Origin of the sequence: Pseudomonas sp. NFPP24 (assembly GCF_900112095.1) — a bacterium.
In the GTDB taxonomy this organism is placed as follows: domain Bacteria; phylum Pseudomonadota; class Gammaproteobacteria; order Pseudomonadales; family Pseudomonadaceae; genus Aquipseudomonas; species Aquipseudomonas extremorientalis.
The window spans coordinates 136,887-155,321 of sequence record NZ_FOKD01000008.1; the positions used below are offsets into that span (position 1 = coordinate 136,887).

General features: G+C 62.7%; 17 protein-coding genes. 9 read left to right on the top strand and 8 right to left on the bottom strand.

Features of this window, described 5'->3' with window-relative positions; translation table 11 throughout:
* Positions 1-2: 2 nt before the first annotated feature.
* Positions 3-800: a hydroxymethylpyrimidine/phosphomethylpyrimidine kinase gene (locus BM026_RS18670; protein ID WP_092248180.1), complete on the bottom strand. Its 798-nt coding sequence runs from the start codon at positions 798-800 to the stop codon at positions 3-5.
* Positions 801-1,075: 275 nt separating this feature from the next.
* Here BM026_RS18670 and BM026_RS18675 point away from each other — a divergent pair, with 275 nt between their 5' ends.
* From BM026_RS18675 to BM026_RS18690, 4 genes are all read left to right on the top strand, one after another.
* The gene (locus BM026_RS18675) at positions 1,076-3,466 is read left to right on the top strand and encodes a hybrid sensor histidine kinase/response regulator (protein WP_093529653.1); all 2,391 of its coding nucleotides are present in this window, start codon (positions 1,076-1,078) and stop codon (positions 3,464-3,466) included.
* Between the two features lie 69 nt (positions 3,467-3,535).
* Entirely contained in the window at positions 3,536-5,191 is a 1,656-nt protein-coding gene (locus BM026_RS18680; protein ID WP_092248186.1) for an acyl-CoA dehydrogenase family protein, read from the top strand.
* 178 nt (positions 5,192-5,369) lie between these two features.
* Positions 5,370-6,842, top strand: a complete 1,473-nt coding sequence (gene amn, locus BM026_RS18685) for an AMP nucleosidase (protein ID WP_161630243.1) — start codon at positions 5,370-5,372, stop codon at positions 6,840-6,842.
* A 71-nt stretch (positions 6,843-6,913) separates the two neighbouring features.
* Positions 6,914-7,549 carry a pseudouridine synthase gene (locus BM026_RS18690; protein WP_071489914.1) on the top strand — a complete coding sequence of 212 codons (636 nt, stop codon included), beginning with the start codon at positions 6,914-6,916 and terminating at the stop codon, positions 7,547-7,549.
* Here the strand turns inward: BM026_RS18690 and BM026_RS18695 are convergent.
* Both BM026_RS18695 and BM026_RS18700 read right to left on the bottom strand, forming a co-directional pair.
* Positions 7,544-7,753 carry a DUF2788 domain-containing protein gene (locus BM026_RS18695; RefSeq protein ID WP_025999909.1) on the bottom strand — a complete coding sequence of 70 codons (210 nt, stop codon included), beginning with the start codon at positions 7,751-7,753 and terminating at the stop codon, positions 7,544-7,546. The two genes, BM026_RS18690 and BM026_RS18695, sit on opposite strands and share 6 nt — an antisense overlap.
* Before the next feature lie 199 nt (positions 7,754-7,952).
* Positions 7,953-8,432: an Lrp/AsnC family transcriptional regulator gene (locus tag BM026_RS18700; protein ID WP_003194418.1), complete on the bottom strand. Its 480-nt coding sequence runs from the start codon at positions 8,430-8,432 to the stop codon at positions 7,953-7,955.
* 397 nt (positions 8,433-8,829) lie between these two features.
* Between BM026_RS18700 and BM026_RS18705 the strand changes: the two genes are divergently transcribed.
* Positions 8,830-9,756 carry a DUF6515 family protein gene (locus BM026_RS18705; RefSeq protein ID WP_093529655.1) on the top strand — a complete coding sequence of 309 codons (927 nt, stop codon included), beginning with the start codon at positions 8,830-8,832 and terminating at the stop codon, positions 9,754-9,756.
* On the opposite strand, the gene BM026_RS18710 is transcribed toward BM026_RS18705, so the two are convergent.
* Together BM026_RS18710 and BM026_RS18715 are read right to left on the bottom strand one after the other, a co-directional pair.
* Positions 9,753-10,646, bottom strand: a complete 894-nt coding sequence (locus tag BM026_RS18710; RefSeq protein WP_093125738.1) for a cation diffusion facilitator family transporter — start codon at positions 10,644-10,646, stop codon at positions 9,753-9,755. The two genes, BM026_RS18705 and BM026_RS18710, sit on opposite strands and share 4 nt — an antisense overlap.
* 9 nt (positions 10,647-10,655) lie before the next feature.
* Positions 10,656-11,075, bottom strand: coding sequence for a polyribonucleotide nucleotidyltransferase (locus BM026_RS18715; protein WP_071489917.1), 420 nt, complete (start codon positions 11,073-11,075; stop codon positions 10,656-10,658).
* A gap of 124 nt (positions 11,076-11,199) precedes the next feature.
* Here BM026_RS18715 and hrpB point away from each other — a divergent pair, with 124 nt between their 5' ends.
* Positions 11,200-13,710 carry an ATP-dependent helicase HrpB gene (gene hrpB, locus BM026_RS18720; RefSeq protein ID WP_093529657.1) on the top strand — a complete coding sequence of 837 codons (2,511 nt, stop codon included), beginning with the start codon at positions 11,200-11,202 and terminating at the stop codon, positions 13,708-13,710.
* A gap of 122 nt (positions 13,711-13,832) precedes the next feature.
* Here hrpB and BM026_RS18725 read toward each other — a convergent pair whose 3' ends face one another.
* Complete coding sequence (locus tag BM026_RS18725) at positions 13,833-14,921, bottom strand: endonuclease/exonuclease/phosphatase family protein (protein WP_093529659.1); 1,089 nt, start codon at positions 14,919-14,921, stop codon at positions 13,833-13,835.
* Positions 14,922-14,961: 40 nt separating this feature from the next.
* Positions 14,962-15,621 carry a YciC family protein gene (locus tag BM026_RS18730; RefSeq protein ID WP_093514403.1) on the bottom strand — a complete coding sequence of 220 codons (660 nt, stop codon included), beginning with the start codon at positions 15,619-15,621 and terminating at the stop codon, positions 14,962-14,964.
* A 175-nt stretch (positions 15,622-15,796) separates the two neighbouring features.
* Here BM026_RS18730 and BM026_RS18735 point away from each other — a divergent pair, with 175 nt between their 5' ends.
* The 3 genes from BM026_RS18735 to BM026_RS18745 all read left to right on the top strand — a co-directional run bounded on the left by BM026_RS18735 (position 15,797) and on the right by BM026_RS18745 (position 17,766).
* On the top strand, positions 15,797-16,534 hold the full coding sequence (locus BM026_RS18735) for a DUF2076 domain-containing protein (protein WP_068932002.1): 738 nt from the start codon (positions 15,797-15,799) through the stop codon (positions 16,532-16,534).
* 118 nt (positions 16,535-16,652) lie between these two features.
* Complete coding sequence (locus BM026_RS18740; RefSeq protein WP_025858209.1) at positions 16,653-17,129, top strand: LabA-like NYN domain-containing protein; 477 nt, start codon at positions 16,653-16,655, stop codon at positions 17,127-17,129.
* A 25-nt stretch (positions 17,130-17,154) separates the two neighbouring features.
* Complete coding sequence (locus BM026_RS18745; protein ID WP_092248204.1) at positions 17,155-17,766, top strand: 3'-5' exonuclease; 612 nt, start codon at positions 17,155-17,157, stop codon at positions 17,764-17,766.
* Positions 17,767-17,857: 91 nt separating this feature from the next.
* On the opposite strand, the gene BM026_RS18750 is transcribed toward BM026_RS18745, so the two are convergent.
* Positions 17,858-18,154: a DUF6124 family protein gene (locus tag BM026_RS18750; protein ID WP_093529661.1), complete on the bottom strand. Its 297-nt coding sequence runs from the start codon at positions 18,152-18,154 to the stop codon at positions 17,858-17,860.
* Positions 18,155-18,435 lie beyond the last annotated feature (281 nt).

Below are 18,435 nucleotides of genomic sequence, written 5' to 3' on the forward strand. Positions count from 1 at the left end.
TGTTAAGAGCAGAAATCCAGCGGCAGACGGCGCGGCACGAACTGGCCCTGGCCGAGTTGTTCTGCGTCACGCAGGGTGCGCCAAGTGTAGTTGAGGGCCGATTGCACGGCGCTCACCAGGCCTTCGCCCTGGGCGATCCGGCCCGACAGGGCACTGGCCAGCGTGCAGCCCGAACCGTGATAACTGCCAGGCAGGCGCTGGCAGGTAAAGGTCTGGCGCGTGCCGTCGCGGCTGTAGAGGCGGTTGTGTACTTCGTGCTCGTCGCCATGCCCGCCGGTGATCAGCAAATGCCTGATATACGGCAGCAGCTTCTCGGCGCATTCGTCCGCCGAGCCTTCCGGCAGCTCGGCGAGGATGCGCGCTTCGGGCAGGTTCGGCGTGGCGATCAGCGACAACGGCAACAGCCGCTCGCGCATCGCATAACCGACCTCGTCCTTGCCCAGGCTACCGCCGCCACCGGCGCGCAGTACCGGGTCGCACACCACCGGCAGGTGCGGATGCGCCTGCAGCAGTTCGACCACGGTGTCGACCATCGCGGTGGAACCGAGCATGCCGAGCTTGACCGCCGCCACTTCGGAGTCGCCGAGCACGGCATTGGCCTGGGCCAGTACCCATTCGCGGTCGAGCACGCGGAAGTCGCTGACGTTGACCGTGTTCTGCACGGTCAGCGCGGTGACGGCCGGAGCCGCGTGGCAACCCTGGGCGAGCAGGGCTTCGATATCTGCCTGCAAGCCGGCGCCACCACTGGGGTCATGGCCGGAGAGACAGAGGACAACGGGGCGAGAGCTGTAGATATTCATGGTGCGCGAGCTTACCACCAAACGCTTTTGGCGGGGCTGTTGCGCGAAAGAGGATTTTCACCGCGGGTGGAAGGTTTCAGCAATCCAGGTGAGTGCATGAACATTGCTGAAAGCCGCGTTCTAGAGCCTTTCAAAAAATTATTTCAATGGTGTCTAATAGCCTTTAGTGGCTATGCTAGAGTGGATCCAAACTACTAACTGTATTGCCGGTTTACGTCTTCTCAAAAGGAATGGGGGGCTTTTTGACATAACCGGGCAGGCCACGCTGGGGCTCTATGCGCTATTTGCTGATTTTATTGTTGTGCGGGCTGCCGCTGCTCGCCAGCGCCATCGAGTTCAACCAGGACACGCGAAGCCTGCCGCTGGGTCGAGCCTTGCAAGTGCTCGAAGACCCGACCGATGCCCTCACGATCGCCGATGTCAGCGCACCCTCTGCCGTCACGCAGTTCAAGCCCCACGATAAAGACACGCTCAACGCCGGTTACTCACGTTCGGTGTTCTGGCTCAAGGTCAATCTGCACTACCTGCCTCAGAATCCTGAAGCCCAACGCACCTGGTTGCTGGAGCTGGCCTACCCGCCGCTCGACCATCTGGACCTGTACCTGCCCGACAGCACAGGCACCTATCGCCTCGCCGGGCGCACAGGGGATGCGCTGCCGTTTGCCGCCCGTGAGATTCGCCAGAACAACTACCTGTTCAAGCTCGACTTCACGCCGGGCGAAGCGAAAACCGTCTACCTGCGCCTGCAAAGCGAAGGCTCGATCCAGGCGCCCTTGACGCTGTGGTCCAGCACCGCCTACCTGGAACAACAGCCGCTGCGCCTGTATGTGTTGGGCCTGATCTACGGCGTGTTGCTGGGCATGCTGGTGTACAACCTGTTCATCTATCTCAGCGTGCGCGACACCAGCTACCTCTATTACATCCTGTATATCGCTTCATTCGGCATGTACCAGCTGTCGGTCAATGGCGCGGCAGTGGAGTACTTCTGGCCGGACAACCCCTGGTGGGCGAATGCGGCGACGCCGTTCCTGATTGGCTCGGCCGCGTTGTTCGGCAGCCTGTTTGCGCGCAGCTTTCTGCACACGGCCCAGCACAGCCGCTGGATCAACCGTCTGTTGCTGGGGCTGGTGGCGTGTGGCGGTGTGGTGATGCTGCTGTCGTTGATGACCAGCTACGCCCTGGCGCTGCGCCTGGCCACCGGCTTGGCGCTGATATTTACCGTGACCATCTTTGTCGCGGCCATCAAGGCCTGGTATTGCGGGCAGCGGGTGGCGCGCTATTTCATCATTGCCTGGTCGGCGTTCCTGCTCGGCGGGGTGGTCAATACCCTGATGGTGCTGGGCTACCTGCCGAATGTGTTCCTGACCATGTACGCCAGCCAGATCGGTTCGGCGATCGAAGTAGCGTTGTTGTCCCTGGCCCTGGCCGACCGCATCAACGCAATGCGTGAGCAACAGGCGCAGATCCTGTTCGATGCCAGCCAGAAGCTCGAAGTGCTCAACCAGCAATTGGCCCGCAGCAACCGCCTCAAGGATGAATTCCTCGCCACCCTGACTCACGAACTGCGCACCCCGATGAACGGCGTGATCGGCTCCCTCGAACTCATGCAAACCGTGCCGCTGGATGCGGACCTGGCGCAGTACCAGCAAACCGCTGCCGGCTCGGCGCGGGACATGATGCGCATGGTCAACGGCATCCTCACCCTCACCGAGTTGCAGGCCGGGCGCCTGGTTGCGCGGCCCGAGGTGTTCAGCCTGCGCGGTACGCTCGACACCTTGCGCCAGCAGTTCAGCGCCAGCGCCCAGAGCAAGGGCCTGGCCTTTTCCATCGATGTGGCGGACGAGCTGCCGGACCGCGTGCTGGGCGATGCCGACAAACTGCTGCAGTGCCTCGATTGCCTGCTGGATAACGCCTTCAAGTTCACCCACGAAGGTTCGGTGCGCCTGCGGGTGGTCGGTGTGCCCCACAGCGATGGTCGCCTTCGCCTGAGTTTTATCGTCACCGACACCGGGATCGGCTTTGCTTTCCTTGATGAAGCCACCCTGTACCAGCGCTTCTTCCAGCTGGATGGCTCCACCACTCGTGAGTACGGCGGCCTGGGCATCGGCCTGGCCATCTGCCGGCAACTGGTCGAACTGCTGGGCGGGCGCCTCACCCATCATTCCGAGCCGCGCAAAGGCAGCCGCTTTCAGCTGGAAGTAGAGGTCAGCCCGGTCCCGTCCGAGTCAAAGCCTGGACCGGACAAACAACGTGCGCCCCAGGAATGCTCGGTGCTGTTGGTGGATGACAACAGCGTCGGCCAATTGGCGGTGCGCGGTATGTTGCTCAAGCTCGGTTACCGGGTGAAAACCGTGGACAGCGGCCCGAGCGCGCTGGCGGCGTTGCAGGCAGCGGATTTCGATGCAGTGCTGTTGGATGTTCCAGAAGGCGGTTTCTCGTTGTGCTGTCAGATTCGTGCGTTGCCTGGCTGCGGCGAATTACCGGTGATCGCCTTGAGCTCGTCACTGAATGTGTCGGAGCGCGAGGGCTGCCATGGCATCGGGATTTCCGAGCGCCTGGCCAAGCCTGTACGTTTCGAGGCGTTGCAGGTGGTGTTGGAGCGTCGGTTGTTGTGTCCGTTAGAGGGCAAAAGCGCCGGACAATCGGCGGGTATGTCACTTTTTTAAGCGGTATGACGGTGCTTAACTGAAATGCAGGCCTCAACTGAACGTGGCCTTTTTTCTTGGAGGCCCGTCATGAACCTGCATCAATTTGCCGAAACCCACGACGTCACCAACCAGCCGCCGTCCCTGGACGGCACCAACCTGTACCGTATCGATCTGCCCCTGCAGGAATGGTCGCGCCGCTTTGGCGCCGGCTGGGCGCAGGCGCGTATCGACGCCTACGGTGCGTTGGCGGGTGGGCCGTTGATGGAAGCCGGGTTCCTGGCCAACCAGAACAAGCCGGTGTTCAACAGCCATGACCGTTATGGTCGTCGCATCGACCTCGTGGAATTTCACCCGGCTTATCACGAGCTGATGCGCACCGCCGTCGAACACGGCCTGCCGTCACTGCCCTGGGCCCATCCGCAGTCCGGCGCCCACGTGGCCCGCGCCGCCATGACCTACCTGCACAGCCAGGCCGAAGCGGGCACCGGCTGTCCGCTGACCATGACCTTCGCCTGTGTGCCGGCGCTGCGTTTGCAGCCGGACCTGGCCGATATCTGGCTGCCGAAAGTCCTCGGCACCCAATACGATTCGCGCAACGTTGGCATCGCCCACAAGGCCGGTGCCACCATCGGCATGGCCATGACTGAGAAGCAGGGCGGCACCGATGTGCGTGCCAACACCACCCGGGCATATCCGGTGGGCGCTGGCGGGCCAGGGCAGGCCTATGAACTGGTGGGCCACAAGTGGTTCTGTTCGGCACCGATGTGTGATGCGTTCTTGACCCTGGCGCAAACCGACAAGGGCCTCACCTGTTTCCTGCTGCCCCGGCACCGTCCGGATGACACACGCAACGAGTTCTACATCCAGCGCCTGAAAAACAAACTCGGCAACTGCTCCAACGCTTCCAGCGAAGTCGAATTCCGTGGCGCCCTGGCCTGGATGATCGGCGAAGAAGGCCGTGGCGTGCCGACCATCATCGAGATGGTCGCCATGACTCGCTTCGATTGCATGGTCGGCTCCAGCGCCCTGATGCGCCAGGCGCTGACCCAGGCCAGCCATCATTGTGCCCATCGTTCGGTCGGCGGCCGCGTGCTCAGCGAGCAGCCGTTGATGCAGAACGTGCTGGCGGACCTGGCGCTGGAAAGCGAATCCGCACTGGCCCTGAGCCTGCGCATGGGCCGTGCGCTGGATCATCTGGACGATGAACAGGAAGCCAAGTTCGCCCGGCTGGTGACGGCGGTGGGCAAGTATTGGATCTGCAAACGTGCGCCAGCGATGATCAACGAGGCCGCTGAGTGCATGGGCGGCGCGGGGTATGTCGAAGACAGCATTCTGCCGCGCCTGTACCGTGAGGCACCGGTGAACTCGACGTGGGAAGGGTCCGGCAATGTGCAGTGCCTGGACGTGTTGCGGGCGTTGTCGAAAGAGCCGGGCGTGCTGGAGGCGCTGTTTGTCGAACTGGGCGATGGGCACGGCGACCGGCAGTTGGCGCGGCATATCGAGCAGTTGAAGTCGGCATTCATGGACACCCAGGACATCCAGTACCGTGCGCGGCAACTCACCGAAGACATCGCCGTGGCATTGCAGGCCAAGTTGTTGCTGGAGGCGGGGAATGCGGCGGTGAGTGATGGGTTTATTGCCAGTCGGTTGGGTGGCTTGTCTGGCCGTGTGTATGGAACCTTGCCACGCGGCGTAGATGTGGAGGCTCTCATCGCCCGTTCCACCCCCAATCTATCGGACTAAAATGCGGTAAACATGTGGGAGGGGGCTTGCCCCCGATAGCGGTGTGTCAGCGATAGATGTGTTGGCTGACAGTCAGCTATCGGGGCAAGCCCCCTCCCACATTTACCGCATTCCAACTCTGGTGTTTCGGTGAGGCCGGTATACAGGCAAGATAAAGGCCTGCAAGTCAGAACACAGGATGCTTACCGTGACCGAAGCTTTTGTTGTCGTTCAAACCGCTGAAGAAGCCGTGGACCGGCTGGCGGCCCTGCACGAGCGTGCCACTGGCGCGCTCAATCAAGCCCTCAAGCAATACCTCAAAGACCGCGTCGAGCCCGACGCCGAACAACGTGCGCTGTTTCGCTACCCGGAACTGCGCCTGACCTACCATTGCCACGGCGAAGTCCCACAGACCACCCGGGCGTATGCCAAGGTCCAGTTGCCGGGAACCTACAGCGTCACCGTCACCCATCCTGCGGCGTTCCGTAAATACCTGCTGGAGCAACTGGTGCCGTTGATGCACGACTTCACCGTGACCGTGGAAGTCGGCGTGAGCCAGCAGAACATCCCGTACCCGTACGTGGTGGAGCAGGGCGACGAACTGGCCGGTTCCGGCGTGACCGCCGCGACCCTGGCCCGTGTATTCCCCAGCACCGACCTGTCGGCCGCCACCGATGGCATCGCCGACGGCTTGTACGACTGGGAAAACACCGACCCACTGCCCCTGGCACTGTTCGATGCGGCCCGCGTGGACTTCTCCCTGCGCCGCCTGGTGCACTACACCGGCAGCGACTGGCGCCATGTGCAGCCGTGGATCCTGCTGACCAACTACCACCGGTATGTCGACCAGTTCATCCTGCATGGCCTGGAGCAACTGCGCAGCGACCCGCGCTTTATCCGCATGGTGCTGCCGGGCAACGTGGTGATCGACAAGAGCATGGATCACGGCGAGGCGTCGGCAATTGCCGCCGGTGTGGTGTGGCACCGTTACCAGATGCCGGCCTATCACCTGCAGGCCACTGATGGCCATGGCGTGACCCTGGTGAACATCGGCGTCGGCCCGTCCAACGCCAAGAACATCACCGACCACTTGGCCGTGCTGCGTCCGCATTGCTGGTTGATGATCGGCCACTGCGGCGGCCTGCGCCAATCACAGACCATCGGCGACTACGTACTGGCGCACGCCTACATGCGCCGCGACGGTATTCTCGACCGCGTGGTGCCGCCGAACATCCCGATCCCGGCGCTGGCTGAAGTGCAGCTTGCGTTGCAGCAAGCGGCGGCTAACGTTACCGGCGAAAAAGGCGAAGAGCTGAAAAAACGCCTGCGTACCGGCACCGTGTTGACCTACGACGACCGTAACTGGGAATTGCGCTGGGCCCAGGAACGCCCACTGATCAACCTGTCCCGCGCCGTGGCCGTGGACATGGAGAGCGGCACCATCGCCGCGCAAGGCTATCGTTTGCGGGTGCCGTACGGCACCTTGTTGTGTGTATCGGACAAACCGCTGCACAGCGAAATCAAGCTGCCGGGTTCGGCCAACGCGTTCTATGAGCGTGCGGTCAGCCAGCACTTGAAGATCGGCATCGAGGCGGTGGACCTGTTGCGCACCGAACTCAACTCGCTGCACTCGCGCAAACTGCGCAGCTTCGACGAGCCGCCGTTCCGCTAAGCGGTTGGGATGGTCATTTAACGGTCAGGCCACTAGCATTGTCGGTCCTGACCGTTAGATGTTCCTTTGCCATGTCCCGTCCCACCCGTCCCGATTCGCGCCGCCCTGGCGTGAAACCCCCGTATTCCGCTGCGCGGCGTGTCGCCAAGGCGCCTCCGGCCGAACCGAAGTTGATCCTGTTCAATAAACCGTTCGATGTGCTGACCCAGTTCAGCGACGAAGGCGGCCGCGCGACGCTCAAGGATTTCATCGATATTCCCGGCATCTACCCGGCGGGCCGTTTGGACCGTGATAGCGAAGGCCTGCTGCTGCTGACCAATGACGGCCAGTTGCAGGCACGGATTGCCGATCCCAAACACAAGCTGGCGAAAACCTACTGGGTGCAGGTGGAAGGCGAACCCACCGAAGAACAGTTGCAACGCCTGCGCAAAGGCGTCGAACTGAACGACGGCATGACCTTGCCCGCCGAGGCTCGGCAGTTGGATGAGCCCGAGCTGTGGCCGCGCAACCCGCCCGTGCGCTTTCGCAAAAGCGTCCCGACGCATTGGCTGGAACTGGTCATTCGTGAGGGGCGCAACCGACAGGTACGGCGCATGACCGCTGCTGTCGGTTTGCCTACTTTGCGTCTGGTGCGCGTGCGGATTGGCGATTGGTCGATCGACGGCCTGGATCAAGGCCAGTGGAAGGAAGTGCCGGCGCGCTTATAAGGCGCCGGACTCGATCAGGCCGATCACCACGCTCTTGATGATGAACGCGGCCACGCCCAGGCCCAGCACGAAGAACAGAATGAACGAGCCAAAGCGCCCGGCCTTGGACTTCTTCGCCAGGTCCCAGACGATAAAACCCATGAAAATGATCAGGATGGTGACCAGGCCGGTCATCATCCATTCTTCGAAGAGGGCGGGGTCGATGTTGTTCATGGGGGATTTTTCCGACAGGGCAGGCGGGCAGTATACGGCAGCGTTACCGACGCAACATTGACCTGGATCGAAGTGCAATCCAAATGTGGGAGGGGGCTTGCCCCCGATAGCGGTGGGTCAGTTGATAAATAACTGACTGACACTCAGCCATCGGGGGCAAGCCCCCTCCCACATTTGACCTTCACCGATCTTAAGTGCGCAGGTGGGTCAGGGGCAGTTCGGTGCTGTTCAATACCTGATTGAGCACAAAGCTGGAGCGCACGCTGGTCACACCTTCGATGCGGGTCAAGTGTCCGAGCAGCAATTTCTGGTAGTGGTCCATGTCCGGCACCACCACCTTCAACTGATAGTCCGCATCCATCCCCGTCACCAAACTGCACTCCAGCACCTGGGGCAGGGTGCGGATCGCCGCCTCGAAGTTCTCGAAACGCTCGGGGGTGTGGCGGTCCATGCCGATCAGCACGTAGGCGGTCAGGCTCAGGCCGAGCATCTTTCGGTCGAGCAACGCCACCTGGCGGGCGATGTACCCGTCATCCTCCAGTTGCTTGACCCGGCGTGAGCAGGGCGACGGCGACAGGCCGATGCGTTCGGCCAACTCCTGGTTGGAGATCCTCGCGTCGCGCTGCAATTCCGCCAAAATACTCAGGTCGTATCGGTCAAGCTTGCTCATTGGGTTGGCCTTTGTCGTAACTATTGCGGCGAATTATCCATGAAGGGTTAAAAATTGCGCAAGCACTGTTTATTGACGCAATCTTCGCAATCATCTGTCGGGCGCCTACGGGTATCTTTATCAACAGAATCACCGCCTGGACAACAGTCCACAGCAGCCCGCCCAATCAGGCTCGCTGCGGCCGCTACCCCAGCAGGGTTGAGCCGGCCTCCAGGCTGCACACTGTCCATAAGACGGCGTGAGGTGAGCCAACGTCAAAAGCGTTGAGCCAGGACGAAGTTCTCAAGGGGTGGCCGACGGGTCACCCCTTTTCTTTTGCCTGCTGATAACCTGTGCGAGAACCGGGCCTGGCTTTTCCAGTCTCATGGACAGGCCCTAATCCGCAGTGAGGAATAGCATGAAGCGCATCTGGCGTATGGCAGGTGTAGGTTTGCTGGTGGTTACCGTTGGCGCCCAGGCAGTGGCCGACGAACGTGACAACGGGCCGCGTGGTGAAGGCGGTGGTCAGCATGAAAGAGGGCCGGAGGGCGGACGGCCAGGGGGCAATGAACAGCCGCGCCCCCAGGGCAATGAGCAGGGGCGGCCGGTGCAACCCCCACCGCCACAACCGTCGAACAACCTGCCGATCCAGGGCCGCCCCGACACCGTACGCCAGACCCAGGAGCCCCGTCAGGGCTACTACCGCGACATCCCGCGCCGCAATGACGGCAATCCACACTGGGAAGCCGGCGGGCCCGGCTCGCGCCCCGGCGACAACCGCTGGCCAGGGCGCCCCGACGGCCACGGCAATGGCTGGGGCCCAGGCCCGCAACATCGCCCAGGCTATGTGATCGACCGTTTCCCCGACCGCAACTACCGTGTGCCTTACCGTGGCCAGGATTACTTCTACTCCGGCGGCTATTGGTATCGCCCGCAAGGCCCGCGTTATGTGGTGGTGACGCCACCGTACGGCATCCGTGTGCATTACCTGCCGGACTACGCGCGTGAAGTGTGGGTGGGTGGCGCGCTGTTCTTCCTCGCCGCGGGTGCCTATTACACCTACGAAAGCAGCTCCCAGCAGTACGTGGTCGTGCAACCACCGACGCAGGTGCCGCCGCCGCCCGCGCCGCAAGGCAATGGCTATGATGTGGTGGCATATCCCACCAACGGCCAGTCGCCGGCCCAGGTGCAGCAGGACGGTTATGACTGCTATCGCTGGGCGGTGCAGCAAAGCGGTTTCGACCCGCAGCAAGTGACCTACGCCCCCGACCCTGCAGTGGTGCAAACCTATCGCCAGGCCCAGGGCAACTGCCTGAGCAGTCGCGGCTATCAGGTGCAGTACTAGGGTTTATTGCCCGTGACCACTTCCCGTGGGTCGGCGTGCACCAGCACTTCGGCACGCGGGTAGGCTTTGTGAATGGCATCGGCGGCCTGGTCGCTGATGCCGTGGGCCACTGACAGCGTCAACTCCCCCGGCAATTCCAAGTGCAACTGTACGAACCAGTGGCTGCCGGAAATCCGCGTGCGCAAATCATGGGCGCCCAACACTCCGGGCACACCACGGGCCAGTTCCAGCATGTGCTGGCTGACCTCCGGCGGCAGCTCCTCGTCCATCAGTACTGCAAAACTTTCCCGGGCGATCTGGATCGCGCTCCACAAGATATAAGCGGCAATGCCCAGGCCGAACCAGGCGTCCACCTGATGGTAGCCAAACCCTGCCAGCACCAGCGCCACCAGGATGCTGCCGTTGAGCAGCAGGTCCGAGCGATAGTGCAGTGAGTCGGCGCGCACGGCGTTGGAGCCGGTTTCGCGGATCACCCGGTGTTGCAGCATCAACAAGGCCACGGTCAGGACCAGGGAAAACACAATCACGCCAATGCTCAGCCACGGTGCGCCGACCGGCTCCGGGTGTTGCAGGCGCTGGTAGGCCTGGAACGCGATCAACACCGCACTGCCGCCGATGAATAGCGCCTGGGCCATGCCGGACAGCGACTCAGCCTTGCCATGCCCATAGCGGTGATCGTCATCGGCCGGGCGCAAGGCGTAGTGCACCGCGAGCAAATTCAACAGCGAGGTCACGCCGTCCAACAGCGAATCGGTCAAGCCGGCGAGCATGCTCACCGAGCCGCTGAGCCACCAGGCGATGGCCTTGGTGATAATCAGCGCACAGGCCACGCCCACCGAAGCGCGGGTGGCCAGGCGCAAGAGCCTGGCGTGTTCGGGACTGCTGGTCATGGACGGTCCTTATGCGGCGGGTTGCAGGCCCAGGGACGCGAGTTGCTGCACACTGCCCTTGAACTGGATCATGCGCGGGTCGTCCAGCGGCAGGCTGCGGCCGGTTTCCTTCTGGATGATGCTTTGCAGCTTGGCATTGTCGACCTTGCCGTCGGCGCCAATGGCGTCGTGGAGTTTGGCCGGGTCGACCTGGGCAGTCTTGCCCGGTTCGAAATAGATGGCGCCGGTGGCGAAGTCCACACCGAACGCGATCAGGCCGGGGATCACATAGAACAGCAGGCCCACGGCGTCGAGCACGGCGATGGTCGGGTCGATCTTGCCGTCGATCTGGCCACGGCGGTCGGGGTAGAAAATCGACCCGCAGGCGGTGAGTTGGCTCAGCAGGGTGACGGCGAGGACACCGCCGATGACACGGGAAGCGATACGCATGGGGACTCTCCTGAACACGGTGGATACGCGACTATATAGCAACGGCCTTACAGCAATGGCCTTGAGACCATCGTCGGCATTCGGCAGTTCGCCGTTATACTCGCCGCTCTGCTTTGGAGCCAGTATGAATTCGTTGCCGATCGATGAAGTTTTACCCGCACTGCGTGACGCCTTGGCGAATCGCCATGAAGCCGTGCTGGAAGCACCGCCCGGCGCCGGTAAAACCACCCGTGTGCCTTTGGCGTTGTTGAACGAGCCCTGGCTGGCCGGGCAGACCATCCTCATGCTCGAACCCCGCCGCCTGGCCGCCCGTGCCGCCGCCGAACGCCTGGCCAGCGAGCTGGGTGAAAAGGTCGGCGAAACGGTCGGCTATCGCATCCGCCTGGACAGCAAAGTCGGCCCTGACACCCGTATCGAAGTGGTCACCGAAGGCATCCTCACCCGCCGTCTGCAGGACGACCCGGCGCTGGACGGTGTGGGCCTGTTGATCTTCGACGAGTTCCACGAGCGCAGCCTCGACGCCGACCTGGCGCTGGCCCTGAGCCTCAACGGCCGCGAACTGTTTCGCGATGAGCAACCGCTGAAGATCCTGCTGATGTCCGCCACTCTGGAAGGCGAGCGTCTGGCCAGCCTGCTGGATGACGCGCCGATCCTGCGCAGTGAAGGCCGCATGTTCCCGGTGCAGATGCGCTGGGGCCGCCCTTATCAGCCCGGTGAATTCATCGAACCGCGGGCGGTGCAAACCATCCTCGAAGCCCTGCACGACGAAACCGGCAGCGTGCTGGTCTTTCTGCCAGGGCAGGCAGAAATTCGTCGGGTCCACCAGCAACTGGCCGACGTCCTCGGCGAGCGCCCCGATGTGCTGTTGTGTCCGCTGCATGGCGAGTTGGACCTCAACGCTCAACGCGCCGCCATCGACCCGGCGCCCGCCGGTAAACGCAAAGTCGTGCTGGCGACCAACATTGCCGAGACCAGCCTCACCATCAACGGCGTGCGCGTGGTGATCGATGCCGGGCTGGCACGCGTACCGCGTTTCGACCCGGGCAGCGGCATGACTCGCCTCGACACCCAGCGCATCTCCCGCGCCAGCGCCATCCAGCGCGCCGGTCGGGCAGGGCGCCTTGAGCCGGGCGTGTGTTATCGCCTGTGGTCCGAAGACCAGCATGAAGGCCTGGCCGCCTACGGCAGTGCGGAAATCCTCGCCGCCGACCTGGCGGGCCTGGCCCTGCAGCTGGCGCGCTGGGGCGTTACACCCAATCAATTGGTGTGGCTGGATGTGCCGCCGACCGCCGCGTATGCCCAGGCCCAGGATTTGCTGGTGCGCCTCGGTGCGTTGAATGACGACACACTCACCGCCCACGGCCAGAAAATGGCCGAACTGCCGGCCCACCCGCGTATCGCCCATCTGCTGTTACGCGGGCAGGACCTGGGGCTGGCAAGCACCGCGTGCGATGTCGCCGCGCTGTTGGGCGAGCGCGATATCTTGCGCGGCAGCGGTGCGGACTTGCACAGTCGCCTGGCGCTGCTGTCCGGTGAAGAGCGCTCGCGCGGTACGCAAGGCGGCGTGCAACGGGCCAGGCAGTTGGCCCGGCAATACTGCGGCTATTTAAGAGGGCAGGCGACTCAAGCAGTGGCCGACCCCGATCATCCGCGCTGGCTCGGCGCCTTGCTGGCACTGGCCTACCCGGACCGCGTTGCCCAGCAACGTCGCCCAGGCGGTGCCGAGTACCGCCTGGCCAACGGCCGCGCGGCGCTGTTCGCCGAGGCCGATAGCCTGATGAAACAACCCTGGCTGGTCATCGCCGACCTGGGCAGCCGCCAGGGCCAGCGTGAAGAGCGCATCTACCTGGCGGCGGATTTTGACCCGGCGCTGTTCGACACGGTGCTTGCCGAACAAGTGCGCAGCGTCGATCAACTCGACTGGGACGAGCGTGAAGGCGTGCTGCGCGCCGAGCGCCAACGCAAAGTTGGTGAGTTAGTGCTCAGCCGCGAACCCCTCACCGGCCTCGATGAGTCCGCGCGCAGTCAGGCACTGGTCAACCTGGTGCGTCGCAAAGGCCTGGAACTGCTGCCGTGGACGCCGGAACTGCGCCAATGGCAGGCCCGCGTCATGCTGCTGCGTCACCTTGACGCCGGCAAAACCAGTGAATGGCCGGATATCAGCGACAGTGCCTTGCTCGCCAGCCTCGAACACTGGCTGATGCCCTACCTGGGCAAAGTGTCGCGCCTGAGCCATTTCGCCAACCTGGATATCTCCAGTTTCCTGCACAACCTGCTGCCGTGGCCGCTGCCCCAGCGTCTCGATGAACTGGCGCCGCAGCATGTGAAAGTGCCGTCGGGCTCGTCGGTGCGGCTGGACTACAGCGAACAGCCACCGATCCTCGCGGTGCGCTTGCAGGAGTTGTTCGGGCTGGCCGACACCCCGCGCATTGCCGGTGGGCGCCAGGTGGTGAAGCTGCACCTGCTGTCCCCGGCGCGACGGCCGGTGCAGGTCACCCAGGATCTGGCGAACTTCTGGCGCAGCACCTACGCCGAGGTGAAGAAGGATCTGAAGGGGCGCTATCCCAAGCATTACTGGCCGGATGATCCGTTGGTGGCCGAGGCAACAGCGCGGATCAAACCCCGCAAGTCATAACACCACAGGGTCCAAATGTGGGAGGGGGCTTGCCCCCGATAGCGGTCTGTCAGCTAGAGAGGTATTGGCTGGCACACTGTAATCGGGGGCAAGCCCCCTCCCACATGGGTTTGTGTTGTTGGTTATGGCGCGGGGGGGAGCAGGAACCGGGCGATCACGGGCAGGTGGTTGGAAATGCGCAAGGTATCTTCCTGCCGCACTTTCGCTTCGACCCGCTTGATCCGTGGGCTGTAGAACAGGTAATCCAGCGTGCGGTCCGGCCCGTCCACGCTTGGGTCGTTAGGGAAGTGCGTCAGCCACTTCTCACGGTCGATGCCGCTGGATTGGCTGTTGCTCGGGACCATCGGGTATTTGTCCCACAGCAGATGCAGCTCGCTGTCCGGCGAATACTGCCCGCGCTTGCCGGCGTCCAGGCGCAGGAATTGGCCCAGGGGCAGCAGGTTGAAATCCCCGCCGATCAGCCAGGGCGTGCCGCGCCCTTCGAATTTATCCAGCAGCTTGACCGTGGTCTGTACTTGTTCCAATACCGCGCTGCGCCCTGGGGCGTCACCGTCCAGGCGCGTGTTGAGCACCGCCAGTTGGCCGCCGTCGCTCAGGGGCAGGTAAGTCAGCAGCAAAGCCGGCTTGGGCTGGAACTGGCGGCTGAGGATGTTGGCCTCGGACGCCGGCAATTGCAGGCGTTCGGCGTGTTCGATCTGATAGCGGCTGAGTGTCGCGAGCTTGCGGCCGACGCTGCCGAAGATATGCCAATCGGGCACGAAGTCGGCTTTCCAGTCGAAGGCCTGGGCGCTGCATGGGTACAGGTCGACCAGGCGTTCCTGCAGCAGGGCCAGTTGGTCCTGATAGTGGGAAGGCTTGGCGTTTTCGTCGAGCTCCTGCAAGAGCAGGATGTCGGGTTGTTCGTCGCGGATCACCCGCGCCACTTCGTCAAGGCTGGCGGCCATGTCTTCCACGGTAGGCCGATCATCCGGGCCGCTGCCATCGGCCGTGTCGTACCAGAACACGTAGTTCTTGCCGGCCAGGTATTGCAGGTTCCAGGTCATGACCTTGAGCGCCTGCCCCGGCAGCAGCGTGGGCGCACGCGGCGCAACGCAACTCACCGGCAGGGTTTCCTTGGGCTCGGGACGCCAGGTCAGGCTGTAGACCATGGCTGCAAACAGCCCCGCGATGATCAGCAGGCTCAGCAAGGTGATGCGCAATAAACGGGTCATCGGCTCGGCTTATAGCGTTTCAGAAGTGGCACGGAGCATATCACCGCGCGTCGGCATCGCCACCGATCAGCATGAATAAACGGAACAGTACCACGCTGGTAAACAGCTGCAGGAAGCTGTGGGCGCTGTCCAGTAACAGGCCCAGCAGCGGCGCGGGCGCGGGGTAGGCCGCTACGCTGGCGCCCTTGAGCAGCCACAACGGCGTCATCACACACAGCAGGCACACCAGGATCCTCCAGAAATGCCCACGGCTCAGGCGGAAACTTTCCTTCATCGCCTCCAGCGCTGGCATGCCGCGCAGCACCAGCAGGTACTCGGCAAACGCCAGCACCACCATCAGCCACAGGCCCGGCAGGAAATACAGCGACAGCCCCAGCAGGATCAGCAGTGTGCTCATGGCCGTCAGCAGGGCAAAGCGCGGCCACAGGGTCAGGGCCATGGCCCAGACATCCTTGGTGCGCGGCGACTCGCCACGGGTGCGGGCATCCAGAAACAGGATCAAGGCCCCGGTGTACAGCGGGTACACCAGCAACCCCACCACCACGCTGTAGCCGGGGAATGCATCCTCGCCCACCACGTGATTCAGCACCTGTTGCAGCAGGGCTTCGAAAATCACCAACGGCAAGCACAACTGGACGATGGCGCCCAAGTTGCGTTGGGTGAAACGGAAAGAGTCGCGCAGCACGTCTAACGGATTCATCAAGTTCATCGCAGGCCTGAAAGCAAGGGCAACACTTTAACCGATCATCACCGGCGGTGAGCAAACGTAAACCTTGAGTAAAGACCATTGAAACAACTCGTAACACCCCCATAACTAGAGCGGCGCCTGATGACAGGCACACCACGATTTCTACCGGCAATCTAACGAGGTCGCCATGAACAGCGAAGAGCAAACCCTGATCGATGGACTGTTTTCACGGTTGCAACAAGCCGAAACGGACTCAGCCCCCCGCGACGCCCAGGCCGAAGCGCGGATCAAGGAGCACATGACGCGCCAACCGGCGGCCGGGTACTACATGACCCAGTCGATCCTGGTGCAGGAACATGCGCTCAAGAGCCTCGACGCGCAGAACAAGCAGCAGGCGCAGCAGATCCAGCAATTGCAGGATGAACTGCAGAGGGCCAAATCCGCGCAGCCTGCTCCGGCGAGCAGCGGCGGTTTCCTGTCGAGCATCTTTGGCGGCGGTGGTTCCCGTGATCAGCAGCCGGCTCAAAGTGCACCGCCTTCTTCTGGTGGCGGCTGGCGCGAACCGGCGCGGCCTGGGTTCAGCCAACCTGCCCCGCAGCAGAATTATCAACAGCCTGCTCCAGCCGCTCCGGTGGGCAGCGGTTTCCTCGGCGGCGCGATGAAAACCGCAGCCGGCGTGGCCGGTGGTGTATTGCTGGCCGAAGGCATCAGCAGCCTGTTCAACCACAATTCGCAACAGCCGCAAGTCGTGGAAGAAATCATTCGTGAGGAGCCAGCGCCTGCCAGTGACAACGGCAACTGGGGCAATGATGACCAGAAATACGCCGGCAACGACAGCTGGGGCAGCAACAATTCGGACAGCTTTGCCGACAGCGATTATTCCGACGATTCTTCCTCCTTCGGCGACGACGATTCCTTCGTCTGACCTACCTTGGCCCGGGGCGCTGCGTCGCCCCGGTCTGATTTTTCCCGGCAACCCTCTCGCGGCTGGCATACTTGCACCCTTTCCGGGCCCTGGCGCCTGGCTGTCATGAGGAAGTGCGGTGAAGAAAATTGCAGTGTTCGCCGATGTGCAAAACCTCTACTACACCGTCCGCCAGGCCTATGGTTGCCACTTCAACTACGCCGCGCTGTGGGCTGACATCAGCGCGCGCGGGCAGATCGTCGAGGCGTACGCCTATGCCATCGACCGTGGCGACAGCAAGCAGCAGCAATTCCAGCAGATCCTGCGCAACCTGGGCTTCACGGTAAAACTCAAGCCCTACATCCAGCGCAGCGACGGCTCGGCCAAGGGCGACTGGGACGTGGGCATCACCCTCGACATCATGGACGCCGCCGACCACGTCGATGAAATTGTGCTGGCCTCCGGCGACGGTGATTTCGACATGCTGCTCGACCGGGTTATCCACAAGCATGGCGTCGAGGCCGTGGCCTATGGCGTACCGGGGCTGACGGCCAATTCATTGATACGCGCCGCCAGCCGCTACGTGCCGATCGAAGGCGCTTTGTTGCTTAAATAGATCTTCAGATGGAGTTGGAACAGGTTTGGAACGTATAGCGGTCATCGACTTTGAAACCACCGGCATCACCCCGAGCAGCCGTTGCCGTGCCACGGAAATCGCGGTGGTCATCCTTGAGCGTGGCCAGATCGTGGACCGCTACCAGAGCCTGATGAAAACCGGCGTGCACGTGCCCGCGTTCATCGAACAACTCACCGGCATCAGCAACGCCATGCTGCGCAGCGCGCCGCCGGCGGAGCGGGTGATGAACGAGGTCAATGAGTTCGTCGGGACTACGCCGCTGATGGCGCACAACGCTGCGTTCGACCAGAAGTTCTGGGATTACGAATTGGGCTTGATCCGCCGCACGCGTTTGCAGAAGTTTGCGTGTTCTCTGTTATTGGCGCGACGCCTGATGCCGTCGGCGCCAAACCATAAGCTCGGCACGTTGAACGCCTTCGCTCAACTGCCCCACACCGGCCAGGCTCACCGCGCGCTGGCGGATGCGGAGATGGCGGCCAACCTCACGGCGCACCTGGCTCAGGAGCTGCGCCGTACCCACGGCCTGCGCGAACTGTCCCACGACCTGCTGTGCACCTTGCAGAAAGTGCCGGCGGCGAAGATCAATGAGCACTTGAAGAAGCATCGCGGGTTCTGACCTCGCCACACGCTCCAGAACACTGGGCTCTGAATGTGAAACTCAACATGTGGGAGGGGGCAAGCCCCCTCCCACATGGGTTCTGCGGTGTTTAGCGAGGCTGCACACAGGCCAACGCCCGATCCACTACACCCTTGGCCATCTCCACTAAATGCATCACGGCCCGCTGTTGCGCCTTCATCGCTTCACTCGACGCGTGCGCCGTCTCCACCGCGCAATGCAGCAAATCTGCCGCATGGGCCAGGGCCTCTTCGAAACTCAGGTTGTCGTTCGGGGTGAAGGTGGGCGCATCCGGGGCGGACGCTTTGAGGTAGTAGTCGATGGCGCGGCGGTTGAGCAGGGCGTCTTCGCTGAGGAAGCATGGTGGGTCGGGGGTTACTTTGACCATGGTGAACACTCCTTGCTGGGAAGAAGTCGACACCCTTCGCTTGCACGCGAATGAGGGTGGCAACTGTACGTAGGTGTGCAAGACCGGGGCAAGGAGCTAAACCCAGCAGACCCGAAGGTCTCCCACGCACAGCCGCCATAACGGGCGAACGCCAAGCATCAAGCTGGGCATTAAGCTGTAGGTTTATTTGTGGATTCTGCTTGCCGTCGGACTTGCACGTCCGTTCACCGAACATTCGATGAAGCAGCGAGACTAGCTACCTGATCCGACGGAAACAAGGC

Bases quoted from the DNA above. Each gene is read 5' to 3' on its own strand.
- BM026_RS18690 (WP_071489914.1), top strand. From the start codon at position 6,914: ATGTCCCGTCCCACCCGTCCCGATTCGCGCCGCCCTGGCGTGAAACCC.
- hrpB (WP_093529657.1), top strand. From the start codon at position 11,200: ATGAATTCGTTGCCGATCGATGAAGTTTTACCCGCACTGCGTGACGCC.
- BM026_RS18675 (WP_093529653.1), top strand. From the start codon at position 1,076: ATGCGCTATTTGCTGATTTTATTGTTGTGCGGGCTGCCGCTGCTCGCC.
- BM026_RS18725 (WP_093529659.1), bottom strand. From the start codon at position 14,921: ATGACCCGTTTATTGCGCATCACCTTGCTGAGCCTGCTGATCATCGCG.
- BM026_RS18680 (WP_092248186.1), top strand. From the start codon at position 3,536: ATGAACCTGCATCAATTTGCCGAAACCCACGACGTCACCAACCAGCCG.
- BM026_RS18670 (WP_092248180.1), bottom strand. From the start codon at position 800: ATGAATATCTACAGCTCTCGCCCCGTTGTCCTCTGTCTCTCCGGCCAT.
- BM026_RS18735 (WP_068932002.1), top strand. From the start codon at position 15,797: ATGAACAGCGAAGAGCAAACCCTGATCGATGGACTGTTTTCACGGTTG.
- BM026_RS18700 (WP_003194418.1), bottom strand. From the start codon at position 8,432: ATGAGCAAGCTTGACCGATACGACCTGAGTATTTTGGCGGAATTGCAG.
- BM026_RS18750 (WP_093529661.1), bottom strand. From the start codon at position 18,154: ATGGTCAAAGTAACCCCCGACCCACCATGCTTCCTCAGCGAAGACGCC.
- BM026_RS18730 (WP_093514403.1), bottom strand. From the start codon at position 15,621: ATGAATCCGTTAGACGTGCTGCGCGACTCTTTCCGTTTCACCCAACGC.
- amn (WP_161630243.1), top strand. From the start codon at position 5,370: ATGCTTACCGTGACCGAAGCTTTTGTTGTCGTTCAAACCGCTGAAGAA.
- BM026_RS18715 (WP_071489917.1), bottom strand. From the start codon at position 11,075: ATGCGTATCGCTTCCCGTGTCATCGGCGGTGTCCTCGCCGTCACCCTG.
- BM026_RS18705 (WP_093529655.1), top strand. From the start codon at position 8,830: ATGAAGCGCATCTGGCGTATGGCAGGTGTAGGTTTGCTGGTGGTTACC.
- BM026_RS18710 (WP_093125738.1), bottom strand. From the start codon at position 10,646: ATGACCAGCAGTCCCGAACACGCCAGGCTCTTGCGCCTGGCCACCCGC.